Source organism: Enterovibrio gelatinilyticus (assembly GCF_028683095.1).
Lineage (GTDB): Bacteria > Pseudomonadota > Gammaproteobacteria > Enterobacterales > Vibrionaceae > Enterovibrio > Enterovibrio gelatinilyticus.
This window is the reverse complement of sequence record NZ_JAJUBC010000003.1, coordinates 72,988-89,670: the sequence shown is the minus strand read 5'-3', so window position 1 is coordinate 89,670 and position 16,683 is coordinate 72,988. Positions and strand designations below refer to the sequence as shown.

Below are 16,683 nucleotides of genomic sequence, written 5' to 3'. Positions count from 1 at the left end.
TAAACCAATTCAGATCAGAAACGTTTCAGCAAACGCCCCATCAATGAAGGGTGATAATCCCACACATGATCAAACATGCTCATGAGTTTTGGGTTGCCATATTTGGACAAGTTAACCGCATGAAAGCGGTTGTGCTGACGCTTAAGGTCATCAACTTGCGCTTGCACTTCTTTCGGTTGCTCAGGCGCAATGAAATCTGAAATCACAACGAGATCCGCATTCCTATACTTATCGGTTCCCATCAGATCAATGGAATGTGTCAACACTGGAGAGAGATCGGTTCCACCATGAAATGTGTATGACAAGAAATTAAGCGCCTCTTTCAACCCGCCCTCACCTGTTAGTTCATAACAAATATGATCGGTTGAAAAGATCATCACCGTACAGTCCCGATCTTCTTTCACTGCGATTTGCATCAATGCATAAGCCATTGCTTTCGCGCATTGTTCAGGAAACCCGCTCATTGAGCCAGACGCATCCACGCAAATCAAAAATGGTCCTTTTTCAATATCAACCTGTTTACTTTCAGGTTTAAAAGCTTTGACCTTACGGAGGGACCGTTGCATGCCCTGCATACGGTAAGTTAACAAGCGTTTATCTGCAAAATGCTTATAGAACAGTATTTCCAGTGCAGGTTCAGCAAGGTAGATAATCTCATTAGGGACAATCTTTTCAAGATTATCACTCTGGTGAACACCCACAATATCGTCAGCAACATTGTCTGCGGGCTCTTCTACCATTTGTAACTCTTCAGCAGGAGAGCGATGCAGTGAAGGATCATCTACATCACTGGCCATTCGACCTAAGGTTTGGGCAATATCTTGTAAATCCTGATTATCTTTTAAAAACGCCACGAATCGCTTAAGCAAATCCACGTCAGACTGAGTCACTTTGGACGAAGCCAAATCCCAAAGACGGCCGACTTTTTCAAGCGTGCCTCGCTCCTCAACGTTTTCTAGCGTCTTGTAAGTCTCTATTCGCTGATAAAGCTCATTGAGTAGTTTGTCTTTGTGCGCCTCCAACTCTTTTTGTTGGGCACCTTTTATCGACGCAGCTAAATGCTCATACCATTTATTGCAGAAATACGATTGGAACATGGGTGTTTCTTGAGACATGTTTTTTTCAAGCATACGTCTCGCAGCAAGATAGAATTCAGACTTCCCTTCAAGTTGCTTAATCATGCCTTTGGCATGTTGAGAAAAGCCATGTTGTGTCAATTGCACCGCTTCTTGATACAAAGCAATCTCTTGCTTGAGTTCTTCAGTAATGCAGTCGTTACTTAAACGACGTTTTACCGAATGCCGCCACTTGCGGATATGCCTTCTCACGGCAGATTTTGCCGTAGGGCTGGTTTCCGTCATCAACAGCAATTGCGGCTTCGCCATCACTTCCGTGACAGCATGTTCTAACATGCCCGTTTCGGCGAGCATCATGCCCAAATGGAGACTTTCTGGACTAATCATTGTGCCTCCCCTTACGCGAAGTAATCAGTCAGCATGCGCACTCTAAACGCGCTTTTTTCGAACTTCATCGTCTGCCGTTGCAGCGACTCTTCTGCATCAGTAATGCTGCTTGCGATCACCTCAAGCAGTTCCGAGTTTGCAAAGTGGTGTGGCAACGCCGCATTAAGCTGAACGCGTGCGATACGAATAAGATGTTTCGCTTCTTCAATCTTTGCGATGGCAGCTTCATTCTTCGTTTGCCACTCAGTAAACGCGTGTGAGTCACTATCATCAACGCCTGCTATCGCAACAGATACCGGACGATTGGCGATGTCTTTAATCACTAAACAGTGCTCACCGTCTACATCAAATTTTAGCATACAGAGATTAGTGTTCTTGTTGACGTATCCATAAACATCACAAGCACCGCTCTTTATCTTCTTCTCAAATTCAGTGGCATCAACGTAAACCCAACGACTGTCGCCTTTTTCTTTCTCCGAGACGGACGGATTTGAATCAAGCATTACCAACTTAATCAAATCATTCGACATATTGACGGAGTAGCGACGCGCTTGGCTGAGGTCGACTTTGACTTTCTCTTTTCGCATCGACAGCTCGGTATCAACAGTGTGCCCAAGCACATCAATGATGTCGTCAGATAGCACTTTGATATCTTCACCCGCTTCAAGCGCAAGTGCTAAAGCTTCTTGTTGATTGAAACAGATATTCGATGCAAATTTTCGCATGGTGTCGCTAACGACTACGCGTGATTCAGGGCTATGCCATAAACACTCTTGCAGTAATAGCAAATCCACAGGATTGACGTCCTTGCGACCATTGAAGAACGCACTGGCCTTCAACAGACGAACCGCTTTTTTCCAGCGTCGGTCAGAGATATAGAGCTCCTCGACGGGGAATGCGTGACTCGGATCGTCCGCTTCTCGCTCAAGCAACATTTTTAATGCGTAGATTTTCTCGAACACATCGTCTGACAAAGAGACCTGATCAATCTGACTTTGCCATTGCTGATACTCCTGGGCTTTGATCGAAATTTCAGGACCAATCTCAACGCGTGTTTCACCACTTTCTCCAGTCAGAAGACGTTTAAAATTACCCTTCTCTTGAATTCGATTAACGAAAATACGCACCAACATACGATCATAGAGTGCGTCTAGGCCGCTATCAGGCTCAGGCAGTTCATTGGACGCAGTCACCAACAAACGCATGGGGACAGGCAGCACTTCACTACCATTGCGATAGACGCGTTCATTCACCACGGTGAGAAGGGTATTGAGAATAGCAGGGCCTGCCTTCCATATTTCATCAAGAAAAACAACGTCTGCAGAAGGTAAGTATCCTTCGGTTAAACGAACGTACTTTCCGTTGTCTTTTAACTCTTGAATTGATAGCGGACCAAAAACTTCTTCTGGCGTTGAAAAGCGTGTCATCAAGTACTCAAAGAACTGACTATCGTCGAACGCTTCAATTAGCCGTTTAGCTATGTAACTTTTCGCGATACCCGGCGGGCCGAGCAAGAAAACACTTTCACCGCTTAACGCGGCGAGCAGGCATAGACGAATAGTGTCTTCTCGTTCATAAACGCCACTTGATAACGCTTGAACAAGCTTTTGAATTCGCTCAGGAAGTAAAACATTATTTGTCGTCATCGCAATTTGATTCGTCACGTTGCTGCTCCATATTGATTAATCAACAACATGAAACCAGTCATAACACATTGTTAACACTTTGTAACCATTAATACTTGGTTACATTCTGTATAACACTTCAAGTTTGATCTAATCCACCCTTAAAACTTAGTTTCCATTTATGAGAACATCAAAAATCGCTGACTGATCATAGTTTTGCAGACTGTAACCTTCATAAAAAAAGCCTCCATCAAGGAGGCTTCTAAGTGCTAGTCAGACACGATAGGGAGTGTCGAATCACTCCCCCACTCACTCCACGAGCCGTCATAGACCGTGATGGGTTTGCCTAGGGTTATTTCACTCGCCAGAGAAAGAATACACGCAGTGACACCTGACCCACATGACGACACATTCAGCATGTCAGCAGAAACAACAGGTGTAATCAGGCGCTCTAGTTCTGATTTGTCTTTAAACTTCCCGTTAACAAGAAGCTTCCCGAACGGTAAATTTTTTGCGTTTGGCATATGTCCACTGCGAACGCCAGCGCGAGGCTCTGGCACGGACCCAGCAAAACGATCCGCAGGTCTTACATCGATGACATTAAGGGATGCGGATGAAATACCTGCTAGCAAGGTGTCCTTGTCTATTACACGTTCGAAGACTAATTCCGCAACATATTGTGTCTTAGCGGGAATTCTAGGGAGTTCAGAATCTATCTCTCCTCCAGCAGATATCCAAGCAGGAAAGCCACCATCAAGAACCGCTACCGATTGATGACCCATTGCCTTAAACATCCACCAAACCCGTGGCGCAGAAAAAATACCGGAACTGTCGTACGCCACTACGATATCTTCGTTATCAATGCCCAATGCACTGACGGCCTGCTCAAACTGCGCAGGTGACGGGAGCATGTGTGGTAGTGATGATGACTTATCGACAATCTCCGCATCAAAATCAAAATACACAGCACCAGGGATTCGTTGACTCATCCATTCAGACTTTGCATTTCTCTCGCTGCCAGGCATAAACCAGCTCGCATCAATCATCTTAAGATTTGGGATGTTTAGGTTATCCCTTAACCATTCGGCACTGACAAGTGCACTTATAACCTGTTGCAAATCACTCTCCTTGGAAGCCAGCATCGTCAACGTACAATGAATGGTATAGCATATCCGTCAAAGCATACATTGGTCGCATTATTGGTGGTATTGCCGCCTTTACGTCGAATATTAGGATTTTATGTTATCACGCAGCATTTTCGGGGCATCTCTCTTCGTCGTCCCTTTTCTTAGCTTGTCTGTCCACGCCGCGTCAATTTCGTTAACAGTAGACAATGATGGCGCACTTGGAACCGACAGAGACTATACCAGCGGGCTAGGTTTGCGCTGGTCTTCCGACCCCGGGACCATCGGTTACAGCATAGAACTTGCTTCGCAAATGTGGACGCCGACTGACATTGAGTTTGAAACGCCACAACCCAATGAGCGCCCTTATGCGGGTCTGCTCTATCTGCAAGGGCGTGCTTACCACCAAACAGATACTGTGGCCTATCGCGGTAGCTTAATGCTTGGCACTGTTGGGCCCAGTTCGGCGGCTGATTCAGCGCAATCTATCGTGCACGAAATTGTAGGTTCGACAGATCCAAAAGGTTGGGATTATCAAATTTACGACGAGTTTATCTATCAAGCAGGTTTCCAAGCTCATCAACTAATTTCTCGGACCCCGATCGGTGAATTTAGTGTTTTTGGTCGTGGTCAAGGCGGTAACTTTCAAAGTGAAGTTGCGTTAGGTGGCACCTACCGTATCGGTATCGATCTCGGGAATACGTTTGGCGCAACATCCGTTATCGCACAAAACTCGGTCGACGTAGGCATGTTAAGCCATAGCGATGATGGTTTCTTCTTTTTCACCACACTTGAAGCGCGCCATCGATTCAGTGACATCACCATTGAAGGCGATAAGCCATCAGAGAATGATGATCTCGATATCCAACGCAATCAAGCCGCCATTTCAGGTGGTTTTTCTTGGTATTCTCGTCATTGGGGGGCAATCGCATCGGTGACGGCTTACAGCAAACAGTTCAAAACGTCAGATCTTGACCAACATGGATATGGGAGTTTCACACTCTTTTATCGCTACTAAGATCGTCAAGAACTTAAAGATCGCTTGAAAAACAAAACTGAAAGAGGCTGGAAGTTCCAGCCTCTTCTCTATGCGTCGTTAAAGTGATTGCTTATTGGGTTATTTCACTCGCAATAAGTTCTAGCAAATAGGTTTCACGGACAATAGACAAACCCTGCTTATCGCTTTCAGCCATCGTTTTTTTATTGTGTTCAATAGCTTCGTGGATATTCATCCATACTGGGCGCATGCCGTTTTTCACTTCATAGTCTTCCAGTGACACTTCACCTAACTGATCGTCAATATCGCACCAAAAGCAGTAAGAAATCATATGAACAACATCGAAATCTGGTTTATGCCACGGACGAAACTCTTCGTAGGAACCAAAAGGTCGAATATTGCGGATATTATTCGCGCCCGTTTCTTCTTTTAGTTCACGGACCAATCCATCAATTTGATTCTCGTTTACATCAATCCCACCACCCGGTAAGGAGTAGTCATGGTAACGCTCCGTAAACAGCAGCAAAATATCGTTCTCACGGACAACAATCGCTCGCGATGCTAATCGTTGAAAGAGCGATTTACCTTTAAGTGGAAGGACATCAGGATGAGTAGAGGTTTTCAGTATTCGCATTCTGTACGCCTAAATAATCAACAACAGGCGGTCATTTCGCCAAATCAGTCGCGCACTCTAACCAGAGATTAGACATTGGGCAAATAGAAAACGTGAATCCACGCGCATTAGTTGCTGTTACAAGTACATTCATTTCTTTGATTTATCCACACTCCACCATTAAAATACATCGGACTTTAAAAGGCCAAATAGTATAACGCTCGGTAAAGGTCAAAAGTCACACAAGACCACGATTAACCTTCAATTATTCATGGTTATATGTTCTATATTTTATATAGAAGCTTTGAGGCTAATCAGTATGACGTACTGAGAATCCATATATTTATAGAGTGTACTGGGTGAAAATAGGCCAAATGGTTGAATTTTGTATATAGTTAAAGTTATCAACTGCTATCAGTCATATTGAACTGAACCTAATGATTTAATGTTCACCAATATCCAATTCGTAACAACCCGACCCAGATACGGAGCCCACATCAATGCTGCAAAAAATCGCCATTGATAACGTAGAGATTGGAATGTATGTCGAGCAAATCGAATCTCAACGTGCGCGAACCAAGATGAAAAAGCCTGGGTTTATCCGTCGTCAAGAAACCATCGATAACCTGCGCAGTAAGGGCGTCCTCTTTGTTTATGTCGACGGGGATCAAATTACTTCGGACGAAGATCTCCGTTACACGGAAACCAAAGTGGGTAAGTATTCTTCGATCAGTGGGAATGACGAATACTGCGCAGCAAAACAGTTAGTCGATACCTCAAAAAAACAACTCAGCAAACTCCTACGCGATGTTTATGAAAACAAACCAGTAGATATCGAGCCAGTAAAAGAAATTAGCGCCAACATTGTTGAGAGCATCTTTGAAAAACGTGAAGCTGTGCTGTGGATTAGTGGTATTCGAGAAAAGAGCGCGTATCTTCTTGAGCACTCGATGAATGTCGCGTTCCACCTTGTAAACTTTGGACGTTTTTTGGAGTTGGATAGAAATACACTAGAAGAACTCGCCGTCGGAGGTTTGGTGCATGACATCGGTAAAATACTGGTGCGAGACGAAGTTCTAAATAAGCCCGGTAAGCTCACTGACGATGAGTTTATCCATATGAAAGAACACCAAACCCTGTCTCAACCCGTCCTTGAAAATATGGTCGACTTACCGTCCACCAGCAAAGACGTCAGCTTAATGCACCACGAAAAAATTGATGGCAATGGGTACCCTAAGGGGCTAAAAGGCGACGAACTTCCACTCATTGGCAGAATGTCTTGCATCGTCGATATATACGACGCCTTAACGGCAGAGCGTTGCTATAAACCAGCACTCTCGCCTTCAGAGGCATTCAAAATCATGATTGGGCTAACGCCATTCCATCTTGATGCGGATCTGCTTAAAAAGTTCATCCGATGTATAGGCTTCTACCCTGTTGGATCTGTTGTTGAACTCAGCAATGGTCGAGTGGGTTTAGTATGCAAAGAAAACCCCGATGATCTCATGACACCGACCGTGAAACTCTTCTACTCAGCGAGAACAGATTCATTCCGTGAAGTTGAATACATCAACCTTAGTAAGCGTCCTGATCTCAAAATCGTCCGTGGCCTGACTGAAGCAAAACTCAAAACCAGTTTCAGCGAGTTCCGTTGATTAGGCCATTCGTTACCAAACCACGTCCCACCTCACCACTTTTTTTGCATTAAACTGCATCGATCAGCCTGTGTTCCCATCTTTATCCATGACCCGCGCCACACTTTTGCCTATAATGCGTGGTTCATTAACTCGTGGAATAAGAAAAATGCGAATTTGTGCTGTCGATTTTAAAAGCAACGAAGCGAACATCTGTCTATTAGAACTAAAAGAAGGGTTGTTCGACGTGCCAGATTGTCGCGCTCGTAAATTTACCATCATTGATGGGTCTAGCACCGAGCAAATCCGTCACTTCCAAAAGCAATTCGCGCAACTGATGACTGACTACAAAGTAGACAAAATCGTTATTCGCGAGCGCCCAATGAAAGGCAAATTTGCAGGAAGTGCTATTGGCTTCAAACTGGAATCTGCACTTCAACTTATCCAAGATATGGAATGTGAAGTATTTACTGCATCTGCAATGAAAGAATCTTTAAAGCGTAACCCTGTGATGGTCTCACTAAAAGAAGTGGGTCTGAAGCAGTTCCAAGAGCACGCTTTCACTACTGCGTGTGCTTACCTGAATAAGTAAACACACGGTCAGGCTGCCCTCGCGCAGCCTGATTTTATCATTACTATCCGTCACCCATTTCCAGCGCGTTTCTTTCTTCCCCTATACGCCTTTCTCATCACACCTTTCTCATCGCGTTGAATTAATCCACTTCACTGTGTGAAGCTCACTATTAAGTTCCGATTCTGGCGACACCTATCATTATCCAGTGATATTGTGACTACACATTTACTCAAACAAGAATGATGCGATGGATACCACCACACATTTTCAACAAGCTCGCCTATCTCGCGATGCTCGTTTCGACGGGCTGTTTTACACGGCCGTGGTGTCCACGGGAATCTACTGTCGTCCCGTTTGTCCGGCACCACCGCCAAAAGAAGAGAATGTTCGCTACTACACAACAGCCTATGAAGCAGCATCACAAGGGTTTCGACCCTGCTTACGTTGCCGACCTGACAGTGCACCAGGCTCCCCAGCTTGGCTTGGTAAACAAACGACATTTCGACGGGCCTTACGACTCATTGATGATGGCTATTTGCAGGACAATAGTATCCCGACACTTGCAGAGAAATTGGGGGTATCAGACCGCTACTTGAGAAAGTTGTTCACCGAATCACTCGGGTGTTCTCCCAAGCAATATGCGCTCTATCAGCAAATCCTTTTTGCAAAAAAGCTCCTTCATGAAACCACTATTCCCATCGCTGATATTGCTTTTGCGTCGGGTTTCAACAGTATTCGTCGTTTTAATGACTGCTTCCAACAACAACTCTCGTTATCACCAACACAGGTGAGAGGAAAACAGTCGACACCGTCAGATTCGATAGTGGTCACACTGAGTTTTCGTCCCCCTTATCACTGGCAGCACTTTCACTCAGCCATAAGCAAGACCATGATTTCAAATGTCGAGTGGTTGGATCATAACTCGTACGGAAGAACATTCATGTTGGGAACGCTATGTGGGCAATTTACGGCGACCTTGGAACCGAAGAAGCATCGCTTTGTGGTGGAACTCAAGCTGTCAGAGCCCAAATATTTGTTTGCGGCACTCAATCATATACGACGACTACTGGATCTCGATGCAAACCCGGATGCAATCACATTGGCGCTACGAACAGTGTTACCTTCGCACCAGCCTCTAGTCACACGAATACCCGGTGTATGGGATACGTTTGAAGCCGGTGTTCGTGCCATCTTTGGTGAATCTCTCAACAATGATCAAGACCAAGACCAAGTAATCCACACATCGATTGAACCACTATTAATTGAGAATCCTGAAAAAGGGATCGCTTATTTTCCGAGTGCTGAGAAGGTGTTAACAGATCTAGATTCTTACCCTCTATCTGCGCAAGAGAAACATCGCCTTTCGTCTTGGGCAAAATACTGTCTCTCCAAGCAGGCTAGTAGTGACTTTGTCAACGCCCAAGGACAACCACTGACTGAAGCTCAGTACGCGTATGCCTGTCTTCGTGGTGCGGGTTTACCTGATATAGCCGCTTTATCCAACCCAGCATCACTGGTACACGATGCACAACCTTGGCGTAGCTACTTCGCATTGAGCACACACTATAAGGACATATCATGAAGCAATATCGTTATCTCTACACATCCCCCTTAGGCGCAATCACACTAACTGCTTCTGAGCATGGTCTAACGTCACTGTCTTTGCCTGAGTACAAGTACGATATTCCAGTATCAGACGATGAAGTCATCACAAGAGAGCCTTTCCAAACGGTGATTGAGCAATTAGACCAATATTTTGCGGGGGAGCCCGTGGAGTTTTCTGTGGCCTTAGATTTGCTTGGCACCGAATTTCAGCAACAAGTGTGGGCGGAGCTCCAAAAAATCCCCGCGGGAGAAACCCGTTGTTACGGCGACCTAGCGGCATTGATTGGCAAGCCTTCAGCATCTCGCGCCGTTGGAGCAGCTAATGGTCAAAATCCAATCGCTATTATCGTGCCTTGTCATCGTGTGATTGGTAAAAGTGGGAAACTAACAGGCTATGCGGGTGGGCTTGATGCGAAGGCATGGCTACTCAAACACGAGCAAGCCATGTCTTCTAACGCATTTAACTTGCAGCCACCAGCACACGTTGAGCCAACAGCTTAATAAATCGAAGCGGCGTAATCCGATAACCAAGGTGCAGATAAAAGCCATGGGCTTCCTCACGGCTGATATGACTGGTCACTTCAATACGCATACAGTTCTGTTGTTTGAGATATATCTCTGCATGATCAAGAAGCTGCTTACCGATAGTCATGTCGCGAAAATTTTCATCGACGACCAGCGAAGAGATTCTCCCCCATGGCTGAACATCATGCACAACATCGACCGTGTGTAAGGTGATGAACCCCACGACCAAATCACACACTTCTGCCACAAATAAGGCGTCTCGTTGTTGTTTCATTACACGCGACAGTTGCTCTTCCGTTTGTTCCAGTGTCGGCGAGTATCCTAAGGTTTGGCAGAGCGCATTAATGCGCTCCGCATCTTCCAAGGTGGCTGGACGAATATTCATCATCCACTCCTTATTGATTAGCTGCAGTTTGACCACCTGATACTGAACGCAAACTCACGCGACGGTCGAAGAAATATCCTTCACGGTCACCTTCAGTTTCAATGGCTAATTGATTCCCATACGCGGTTTGCACAAGTTGCTCGGTCGCGACGCCCTGCTCAACCAAATATTCATAGACGGCTTGAGCACGTAGTTGCGAAAGCTGCAAATTGTATTCCTGATTACCGCGTACATCGGCATGCCCTTCAAGATCCCAGCGCACCTCAGGCTGTTGACGCATTAGTTCGGCAACTTCATCAAGCTGACGCTGAAAGTGAGGTTCGATCTCGGACGAGTTAGTGCGGAATTGAATGTCCATGGCCAACTCAAGATGAATGTCTTTTTCTTTCATTGAAGCTTTAAGATTGGCAAGTTCTAATTCATTGTTCGCGTAGAGATCTCGGTAAGTGGCTAGCTGAACGTTTTCCTCGTGCATGTCGGCGATGATTTGTTCTTGTGCGATGTTTTGTTTATCTGAGCTCGCAAGCTGACCAATTAACCCGCCTACCAATGCACCAGCCACTGCGCCAACCGGGCCACCGATAACAGCACCAAACGCAGCCCCACCACCAAAGCCAACCATTTCAACCGTGCTGTCACGCTCAGTGTGTGCTAATTGCTCACTAGCAAATGCCGTAGACACTGACATTGGAACAACCAAAGAAATCGCTAGCATTGTTTTGTTGAATTTTTTCATTGTGCTTTCCTCATCCTAAGTAGGGATTGGGTATGTACCCAGTTGTTGTTTCGATGAGGTTATTAAAACAAGTCAAAGTGGCGGGTAACGGGAGCAAAAATGGCAATGTGCCGAGCAAATGTGGCAAAAAAATGGCTTTTGCCTTTAAACGCTTTTCAGCCCTTTTACCGCTTTCATTTTCAGGTATAGTCAAATCATCTTGTGGTTGATTATCTGAGTAAAAATGAAACGTATTGCCATCGTAGAAGATGAACCCGCTATCCGTGAGAACTACGCGGACGTATTAAGAAAGCAAGGTTATGTCGTCTCCACTTATGCCAATCGGCATGATGCTGAGGACTGTTTTAAACAACGTTTGCCTGATCTGGCGATCATCGACATTGGCCTAGCCGATGAAATCGACGGCGGGTTTCAGCTTTGCCAAACAGTTCGCGCAATGTCAGCCACCCTGCCAATCATTTTTCTAACCGCCAGAGACAGCGACATTGATACTGTCGTTGGGCTACGCATGGGTGCTGACGATTACCTCACCAAAGACATTAGCTTGCCGCATTTGATGGCCCGCATCGCTGCGCTTTTTCGACGTAGCGAACTGTTAAAGCAATCCGCGACTGACAGCGAATCTTTGCTCGAACGCGGTAACCTCACGCTCGACCTGAACCGAATGCAAGTCAACTGGAATCAGCATACTGTTGATCTTACGGTCACCGAATTCTGGCTTGTTCATGCCATGGCAAAACGCCCCGGCCATGTTCGTAGCCGTCAAGATCTCATGCAAGAAGCCCATGTGGTTGTTGATGACAGTACGATCACATCGCACATTAAGCGTATTCGTAAAAAGTTCATCGCCCTAGATGCCGATTTTGACTTTATCGACACGGTTTATGGCATGGGATATCGCTGGGACAGTAGCAAATGAGAAGCCTGATAGAACAGGTTTGGCGTTGGGTGTCCGGCATTCGAACCAAAGTCGTCCTGCTCTCTGGCCTGCTTCTATTGTTGCCGTTCATTGGCTACAACTATGTGTGGGAATTGGAGAATGTGCTTCGCCAAGGGCAAGAACAGACGCTAATGGGGTCGGCGCGTGCATTTTCCATGTCACTCAATCAACAACCCGAGCTATTTGAACGTCAATTAGCGACAAAACCCCGCATAGAAAAAGGTAAAGATCTCTATGCCGTTGCGCTTGAGTCGCACATAGATATTGACGGCTCTACGTTAGATTGGGATCGTTATCAGGCATACAAACACAATTATGGGCAAGACAACGTCATATTCAGTCGCGTTCCTTATCGCTTTTCTGACTTGAATTTTGACCTCACGCTTACAAGTGATGGGGACGAGATTTTTGCACTCGTCGATGTTGTTGACCGCTCGCCTGTACTCAAACGAAATGGTTCACTTCGCATCGATCGCAACGACCATCTCGTGGTTACACTCACTACCTTAGAAGGCGAATTCAAGCGCTACGCCATTTCAGCTACGCGCAGTGGCCCTGCCAACGTTTCTCTGATTGAAACGACGATTTCAGATATTGAGCACAACTTCCCATCGGAGGCAATTCGCGCTTGGTGGCAAGAAACGGCGAATGGCTACGCCATTGAATTGGCAATCCCTGATTGGCTGGTGGGCGAAAAGCTCAGCTTTGCCTATTACAACGTGGTCGACCCCTTTAACAGAGATGTTGAAACCATCTTAGCAACGTCTAACCCGCGTAGCGTGGAAACGCTCGGCACATTGCTTGTACCCTCTCCAGATCTAGAGCAGGTTCTGACAAACATCAACGATGGAAACTCGCGTGTTTGGGCCGTGGACAAACATGGTCGCGTGCTCGCGAAAACCGGAGATTTACAGTCTGCCAATGGGGTTTGGGAAACAACAATTAAGTATCAAGATCCGCCTTCAGGCGTGATGGGATGGATACAAACCGAGATCCTAAACCCGCTTTACTATCAAATTCTAAAACGTCCTCCCGAGCACATCGTTGATGCGATGCAACATGCGGCGGTGTTTAGAGGCGTGGAAGTGCAACAAGCACTTATAGGACGTCCCTATGCGAATTGGCGAGTAACCGATGATGAAAGTGCGATGATCCTGTCTGCTGCATATCCAATCAAGGTTAACAATGACATCGTTGGCGCAGTCGTTGTGGAAGAAACCACCAATGGCATCACGACGCTTCGCAATAAAGCGCTTGAGCAATTATTCAACGTACTGTTAGCTGTCATTTGTACTGGCGTGGTGGTTTTGCTTTTATTTGGTTCACATATTTCCAAGCGTGTCAGAAAACTACGCGACGACGCTGAGAGTGCCATTGATCCGCAAGGGCGTGTTCGCCATCAACTCGATCCCATTGAAAGCAAAGATGAGATCGGCGATCTCTCACGCACTCTGTCCACCATGGTTACACGACTTTCTGATTACAACAGTTACCTTGAGAAAATGTCTTCTAGTCTTTCTCACGAGCTGCGTACTCCCGTCGCTGTCGTCCGGTCATCACTAGAAAACCTCGCCTTCGTTAATACGGATGACGACCAACGTCGCTACATAGATCGTGCTCAAGAAGGTGTTGCAAGGTTGGCAACGATACTGACAAGTATGACGGAAGCAACGAGGCTTGAACAAAGTTTCGAACATGCTGAACAAACGTCATTCCCCCTTGATAAAGTCATAACTGGTTGTGTGCAAGGCTATGAGTACGCCTACCCTCAACAAGCGTTCACCCTACAAATCAAGGAAGGACACTATGGCATGCAAGGCGTTCCAGAATACGTCGCACAACTGCTTGATAAGTTAATCGCTAACGCGGTGGAGTTTAGAACACCCAATACATCGATTGATATTCAGTTGGTTCAACACGAACACCGTGCATGTATCACTGTTTCTAACTTTGGTCCAAATTTACCCGAAAATATGGGAAATCAATTGCTGGCATCTATGGTCTCAGTGAGGGATGAAAACCAAAAATCCGATAAACCCCATTTAGGGCTCGGGTTGTATATCGCGCGTTTAGTCGCGGAATTCCATCACGGTGACCTGACTATTGCCAATCGCGTGACTTGTGACGGGGTGATAGCGACTGTGTGGCTTCCGGTGACGAGCCCTTAGTTCAGCCCCCAACAATCACAACGTTGACCCTAAATAGCGCTACAAGGAGTGTTTATGAAGCTGTACGAGAAAGCCCCTGCACCCAGTGCACGTCGTGTTAGTCTTTTCATAGCCGAGAAAGGGATTGTTATTCCAAGGATCGATGTGGATATACGTGGCGGCGAAAACACAACTGACGCATTCAAAGCCAAAAGCCCCAACGGCAAGATTCCATGCCTCGAACTCGATGATGGAACAACGATATGTGAATCTGTCGCTATCTGCCGTTATATAGATGCTGCCTTTCCGACGAACCATCATCTTTTTGGTGAAGGTGCACTGGCTATCGGGCAAGTCGAAATGTGGAATCGCATTGTCGAATTTCAAGGGCTCTATGCTGGATTTCAAGCATTTAGAAACATAACAGGCGTTTACAAAGACAGAGAACGTTGCGTTGAAGCATGGGGAAATGAATCCAAGCAACGTGTGGAGGAGTTTTTACCTGAATTGGATAAGCGATTGGCAACGTCTCCCTACGTCGCGGGCGACAAGTTCTCGATCGCAGATATTTCGACGTATATCCTGTGTGATTTCTTGAAAAATCTCGATCTGCAGCTTGATGAATCACTGCCCGCTTTGTTGGCATGGCAACGCAAGATCAACGAGCGGCCTGCCTTTATTGAAGCATCTAAACAATCGTAATGTGTTACTGCTGTATCGCGAAACAGCCATCATCAGATGGCTGTTTTTATAACTGCTTCACGTATTCAATGAACACTTGATTGTCAGAATACTCAACCTTGGTGACTTTGCCGTCCACAGTCAATGATGTGTTAACTGAGATATCCCCAGTCATCACCGACACCTTGCTACTTTTAAAACTTGGCAAAGAGTGATTAGGGTCTAAACCCATCTCTTTACAAAACCGAAGAACAAAACCCCGGTCGAGAGGCACATCACCACGCAGCGTTTTTGAAAAATCCAACTGACTTACGCCTAAACGCTTTGCCATTTCAATCTGAGTAATACGAAGTTTCGCTTTGTAAGACATCCAAGCATCATAAAGTGTTTGTCTGTCATGATAGGTAAATTCCATTGTTTTCCCTCTTTCGACCTATCAATAGATGAGCCTCATATTAAAGAAAACCCCAGTTTTTGTGTCAGTTAACCGTAAGCCCTATGTAAGCACTTGTCTCACCCTGCACTCTTCGCTATGGTAGCGCCGTTAATCAATCAACGAGATTTACCATGAACAACAATCTAGCGCTGCTTCCTGCGGATGAAAAACAGAAAATTGAATTGGATAAACAGGCTGCCTATGCCGTATGGCAAGTAAAAAATGCGCTGGCCGAAAGAAGCACTTTCGCACAACAAGCTCAAGCTCTCACCGACGAAGATGAGAGAGCACATTTCGTTGATTGTGTAGAAAAATATTCCAAAAAAATGGGGCTGTAATCAGCCCCATTTCATATTCGCAGACCCGCAGAGCAAGCTAAGTGGCTTTACCTTGGCTGATCAATTAAGTGACAACGTCACGAATTAACTCACTACTAATGCCTTACAGTGATATGTGTCCTGCTACTATCGTTTCGTCAAAAGCGCCACGTACTTATTACTGTCATCGCAGTAAACAATACGGCAATTGAAGTTATGACTATCAGCAACTTGTCTTAGTGTGGACATGCCAATGTCAAACCATGGGATCTCTTCACTGACACGTCCATCAAATTCAAACGTTAAGTGCCGTGTCCGATAACCTTCATACTTGAGATTTTCCGAGCTCAAAATAAGTCGACCACCGGGATACAAGTTGCGATGCGCAAGATTAAGAAAATGGAAAAAGTGACGAATATTTCCTAATTTCCCCACCACACCTCTCAAAGCTAACCAAGAGAAGGAACGATCAAACATGGTGTGCTGGTCAAACAGATCACCACAGATCACTGAAGGGACACCACGTTGATGCATGATCGCACACGCAATCGGAGAATTGTCGATAGAGGTGACTTTCATGCCTTTGGCAACGAGGAACAGAGAATGTTCACCACCGCTCGCTCCAATGTTAAGCACACTGCGACGACAATAAGAAAGCGCTATTCTGTCTGTAGCTACATCCTCTGGACGTCGGAAAAATTCAGACGTCGGAATGACTGAGGTTCCATTGTTTTCTCTCACAATGAGCTTTCCAGACTTGTTGCCGTTGAAATAACTCGCCAGTGCTGTACCAAACACTTCTACAACGCTCTGCATGATGTCCAATCCCCTTTGCATATTCAAATGAGAGAATACGCCGAAGCAATACAGAGATGTGTCTC

18 protein-coding genes are annotated in these 16,683 nt (G+C 45.7%); 10 read left to right on the top strand and 8 right to left on the bottom strand.

The features are described 5' to 3' along the window. Nucleotides 1–14: 14 nt before the first annotated feature. The 3 genes from viaA to LRP50_RS03465 all read right to left on the bottom strand — a co-directional run bounded on the left by viaA (nucleotide 15) and on the right by LRP50_RS03465 (nucleotide 4,230). Nucleotides 15–1,463, bottom strand: coding sequence for an ATPase RavA stimulator ViaA (gene viaA, locus LRP50_RS03475; RefSeq protein ID WP_274163102.1), 1,449 nt, complete (start codon nucleotides 1,461–1,463; stop codon nucleotides 15–17). 11 nt (nucleotides 1,464–1,474) lie between these two features. Then, nucleotides 1,475–3,109, bottom strand: coding sequence for an AAA family ATPase (locus tag LRP50_RS03470; RefSeq protein ID WP_274163277.1), 1,635 nt, complete (start codon nucleotides 3,107–3,109; stop codon nucleotides 1,475–1,477). Nucleotides 3,110–3,357: 248 nt separating this feature from the next. Next, the gene (locus LRP50_RS03465; protein WP_274163101.1) at nucleotides 3,358–4,230 is read right to left on the bottom strand and encodes a sulfurtransferase; all 873 of its coding nucleotides are present in this window, start codon (nucleotides 4,228–4,230) and stop codon (nucleotides 3,358–3,360) included. Nucleotides 4,231–4,327: 97 nt separating this feature from the next. Between LRP50_RS03465 and LRP50_RS03460 the strand changes: the two genes are divergently transcribed. After that, complete coding sequence (locus LRP50_RS03460) at nucleotides 4,328–5,230, top strand: lipid A deacylase LpxR family protein (protein ID WP_274163100.1); 903 nt, start codon at nucleotides 4,328–4,330, stop codon at nucleotides 5,228–5,230. A gap of 91 nt (nucleotides 5,231–5,321) precedes the next feature. Here the strand turns inward: LRP50_RS03460 and LRP50_RS03455 are convergent, their stop codons facing one another. Then, nucleotides 5,322–5,843, bottom strand: coding sequence for an NUDIX domain-containing protein (locus LRP50_RS03455; RefSeq protein ID WP_274163099.1), 522 nt, complete (start codon nucleotides 5,841–5,843; stop codon nucleotides 5,322–5,324). A 479-nt stretch (nucleotides 5,844–6,322) separates the two neighbouring features. Between LRP50_RS03455 and LRP50_RS03450 the strand changes: the two genes are divergently transcribed. From LRP50_RS03450 to LRP50_RS03435, 4 genes are all read left to right on the top strand, one after another. Further along, a complete protein-coding gene (locus LRP50_RS03450) occupies nucleotides 6,323–7,477 on the top strand; it encodes a cyclic di-GMP phosphodiesterase (protein ID WP_274163098.1) in 1,155 nt (384 codons plus the stop codon). Between the two features lie 148 nt (nucleotides 7,478–7,625). Then, nucleotides 7,626–8,048, top strand: a complete 423-nt coding sequence (locus LRP50_RS03445) for a DUF3010 family protein (RefSeq protein ID WP_274163097.1) — start codon at nucleotides 7,626–7,628, stop codon at nucleotides 8,046–8,048. Between the two features lie 229 nt (nucleotides 8,049–8,277). Beyond that, nucleotides 8,278–9,612: a bifunctional transcriptional activator/DNA repair enzyme AdaA gene (locus tag LRP50_RS03440; protein WP_274163096.1), complete on the top strand. Its 1,335-nt coding sequence runs from the start codon at nucleotides 8,278–8,280 to the stop codon at nucleotides 9,610–9,612. Next, nucleotides 9,609–10,136, top strand: a complete 528-nt coding sequence (locus LRP50_RS03435) for a methylated-DNA--[protein]-cysteine S-methyltransferase (protein ID WP_274163095.1) — start codon at nucleotides 9,609–9,611, stop codon at nucleotides 10,134–10,136. Before LRP50_RS03440 ends, LRP50_RS03435 begins: the two co-directional genes overlap by 4 nt. On the opposite strand, the gene LRP50_RS03430 is transcribed toward LRP50_RS03435, so the two are convergent. Then, nucleotides 10,096–10,545, bottom strand: a complete 450-nt coding sequence (locus tag LRP50_RS03430; protein ID WP_274163094.1) for a GNAT family N-acetyltransferase — start codon at nucleotides 10,543–10,545, stop codon at nucleotides 10,096–10,098. The genes LRP50_RS03435 and LRP50_RS03430 overlap by 41 nt on opposite strands. A gap of 10 nt (nucleotides 10,546–10,555) precedes the next feature. Next, nucleotides 10,556–11,281 (bottom strand): sortase-associated OmpA-like protein PdsO, encoded by a 726-nt coding sequence (pdsO, locus tag LRP50_RS03425; RefSeq protein WP_274163093.1) that lies wholly within the window; start codon nucleotides 11,279–11,281, stop codon nucleotides 10,556–10,558. Between the two features lie 32 nt (nucleotides 11,282–11,313). On the opposite strand from pdsO, the gene LRP50_RS03420 reads away from it, so the two are divergent. The 4 genes from LRP50_RS03420 to LRP50_RS03405 are packed head-to-tail and all read left to right on the top strand — an operon-like array spanning nucleotide 11,314 to nucleotide 15,070. Then, complete coding sequence (locus LRP50_RS03420) at nucleotides 11,314–11,490, top strand: hypothetical protein (RefSeq protein WP_274163092.1); 177 nt, start codon at nucleotides 11,314–11,316, stop codon at nucleotides 11,488–11,490. A gap of 14 nt (nucleotides 11,491–11,504) precedes the next feature. Beyond that, on the top strand, nucleotides 11,505–12,200 hold the full coding sequence (pdsR, locus tag LRP50_RS03415) for a proteobacterial dedicated sortase system response regulator (protein ID WP_274163091.1): 696 nt from the start codon (nucleotides 11,505–11,507) through the stop codon (nucleotides 12,198–12,200). Further along, nucleotides 12,197–14,389, top strand: coding sequence for a proteobacterial dedicated sortase system histidine kinase (pdsS, locus tag LRP50_RS03410; RefSeq protein ID WP_274163090.1), 2,193 nt, complete (start codon nucleotides 12,197–12,199; stop codon nucleotides 14,387–14,389). The genes pdsR and pdsS overlap by 4 nt, the downstream gene beginning before the upstream one ends. A 54-nt stretch (nucleotides 14,390–14,443) precedes the next feature. Continuing rightward, on the top strand, nucleotides 14,444–15,070 hold the full coding sequence (locus tag LRP50_RS03405; RefSeq protein WP_274163089.1) for a glutathione S-transferase family protein: 627 nt from the start codon (nucleotides 14,444–14,446) through the stop codon (nucleotides 15,068–15,070). A gap of 46 nt (nucleotides 15,071–15,116) precedes the next feature. On the opposite strand, the gene LRP50_RS03400 is transcribed toward LRP50_RS03405, so the two are convergent. Further along, nucleotides 15,117–15,464, bottom strand: coding sequence for a helix-turn-helix domain-containing protein (locus LRP50_RS03400; protein ID WP_274163088.1), 348 nt, complete (start codon nucleotides 15,462–15,464; stop codon nucleotides 15,117–15,119). A gap of 152 nt (nucleotides 15,465–15,616) precedes the next feature. On the opposite strand from LRP50_RS03400, the gene LRP50_RS03395 reads away from it, so the two are divergent. Beyond that, entirely contained in the window at nucleotides 15,617–15,823 is a 207-nt protein-coding gene (locus tag LRP50_RS03395; RefSeq protein ID WP_274163087.1) for a DUF3283 family protein, read from the top strand. 126 nt (nucleotides 15,824–15,949) lie between these two features. Here the strand turns inward: LRP50_RS03395 and LRP50_RS03390 are convergent, their stop codons facing one another. Then, complete coding sequence (locus tag LRP50_RS03390) at nucleotides 15,950–16,618, bottom strand: class I SAM-dependent methyltransferase (protein ID WP_274163086.1); 669 nt, start codon at nucleotides 16,616–16,618, stop codon at nucleotides 15,950–15,952. Nucleotides 16,619–16,683: the final 65 nt, after the last annotated feature.

Excerpts from the sequence above, each read along its gene's own strand:
- LRP50_RS03400 (WP_274163088.1), bottom strand. The coding sequence starts at position 15,464 with ATGGAATTTACCTATCATGACAGACAAACACTTTATGATGCTTGGATG.
- LRP50_RS03450 (WP_274163098.1), top strand. The coding sequence starts at position 6,323 with ATGCTGCAAAAAATCGCCATTGATAACGTAGAGATTGGAATGTATGTC.
- viaA (WP_274163102.1), bottom strand. The coding sequence starts at position 1,463 with ATGATTAGTCCAGAAAGTCTCCATTTGGGCATGATGCTCGCCGAAACG.
- LRP50_RS03390 (WP_274163086.1), bottom strand. The coding sequence starts at position 16,618 with ATGCAGAGCGTTGTAGAAGTGTTTGGTACAGCACTGGCGAGTTATTTC.
- LRP50_RS03435 (WP_274163095.1), top strand. The coding sequence starts at position 9,609 with ATGAAGCAATATCGTTATCTCTACACATCCCCCTTAGGCGCAATCACA.
- LRP50_RS03440 (WP_274163096.1), top strand. The coding sequence starts at position 8,278 with ATGGATACCACCACACATTTTCAACAAGCTCGCCTATCTCGCGATGCT.
- LRP50_RS03420 (WP_274163092.1), top strand. The coding sequence starts at position 11,314 with ATGTACCCAGTTGTTGTTTCGATGAGGTTATTAAAACAAGTCAAAGTG.
- pdsR (WP_274163091.1), top strand. The coding sequence starts at position 11,505 with ATGAAACGTATTGCCATCGTAGAAGATGAACCCGCTATCCGTGAGAAC.
- LRP50_RS03430 (WP_274163094.1), bottom strand. The coding sequence starts at position 10,545 with ATGAATATTCGTCCAGCCACCTTGGAAGATGCGGAGCGCATTAATGCG.
- LRP50_RS03445 (WP_274163097.1), top strand. The coding sequence starts at position 7,626 with ATGCGAATTTGTGCTGTCGATTTTAAAAGCAACGAAGCGAACATCTGT.
- LRP50_RS03465 (WP_274163101.1), bottom strand. The coding sequence starts at position 4,230 with ATGCTGGCTTCCAAGGAGAGTGATTTGCAACAGGTTATAAGTGCACTT.
- LRP50_RS03470 (WP_274163277.1), bottom strand. The coding sequence starts at position 3,109 with ATGACGACAAATAATGTTTTACTTCCTGAGCGAATTCAAAAGCTTGTT.
- LRP50_RS03405 (WP_274163089.1), top strand. The coding sequence starts at position 14,444 with ATGAAGCTGTACGAGAAAGCCCCTGCACCCAGTGCACGTCGTGTTAGT.
- pdsS (WP_274163090.1), top strand. The coding sequence starts at position 12,197 with ATGAGAAGCCTGATAGAACAGGTTTGGCGTTGGGTGTCCGGCATTCGA.
- LRP50_RS03455 (WP_274163099.1), bottom strand. The coding sequence starts at position 5,843 with ATGCGAATACTGAAAACCTCTACTCATCCTGATGTCCTTCCACTTAAA.
- pdsO (WP_274163093.1), bottom strand. The coding sequence starts at position 11,281 with ATGAAAAAATTCAACAAAACAATGCTAGCGATTTCTTTGGTTGTTCCA.
- LRP50_RS03460 (WP_274163100.1), top strand. The coding sequence starts at position 4,328 with ATGTTATCACGCAGCATTTTCGGGGCATCTCTCTTCGTCGTCCCTTTT.
- LRP50_RS03395 (WP_274163087.1), top strand. The coding sequence starts at position 15,617 with ATGAACAACAATCTAGCGCTGCTTCCTGCGGATGAAAAACAGAAAATT.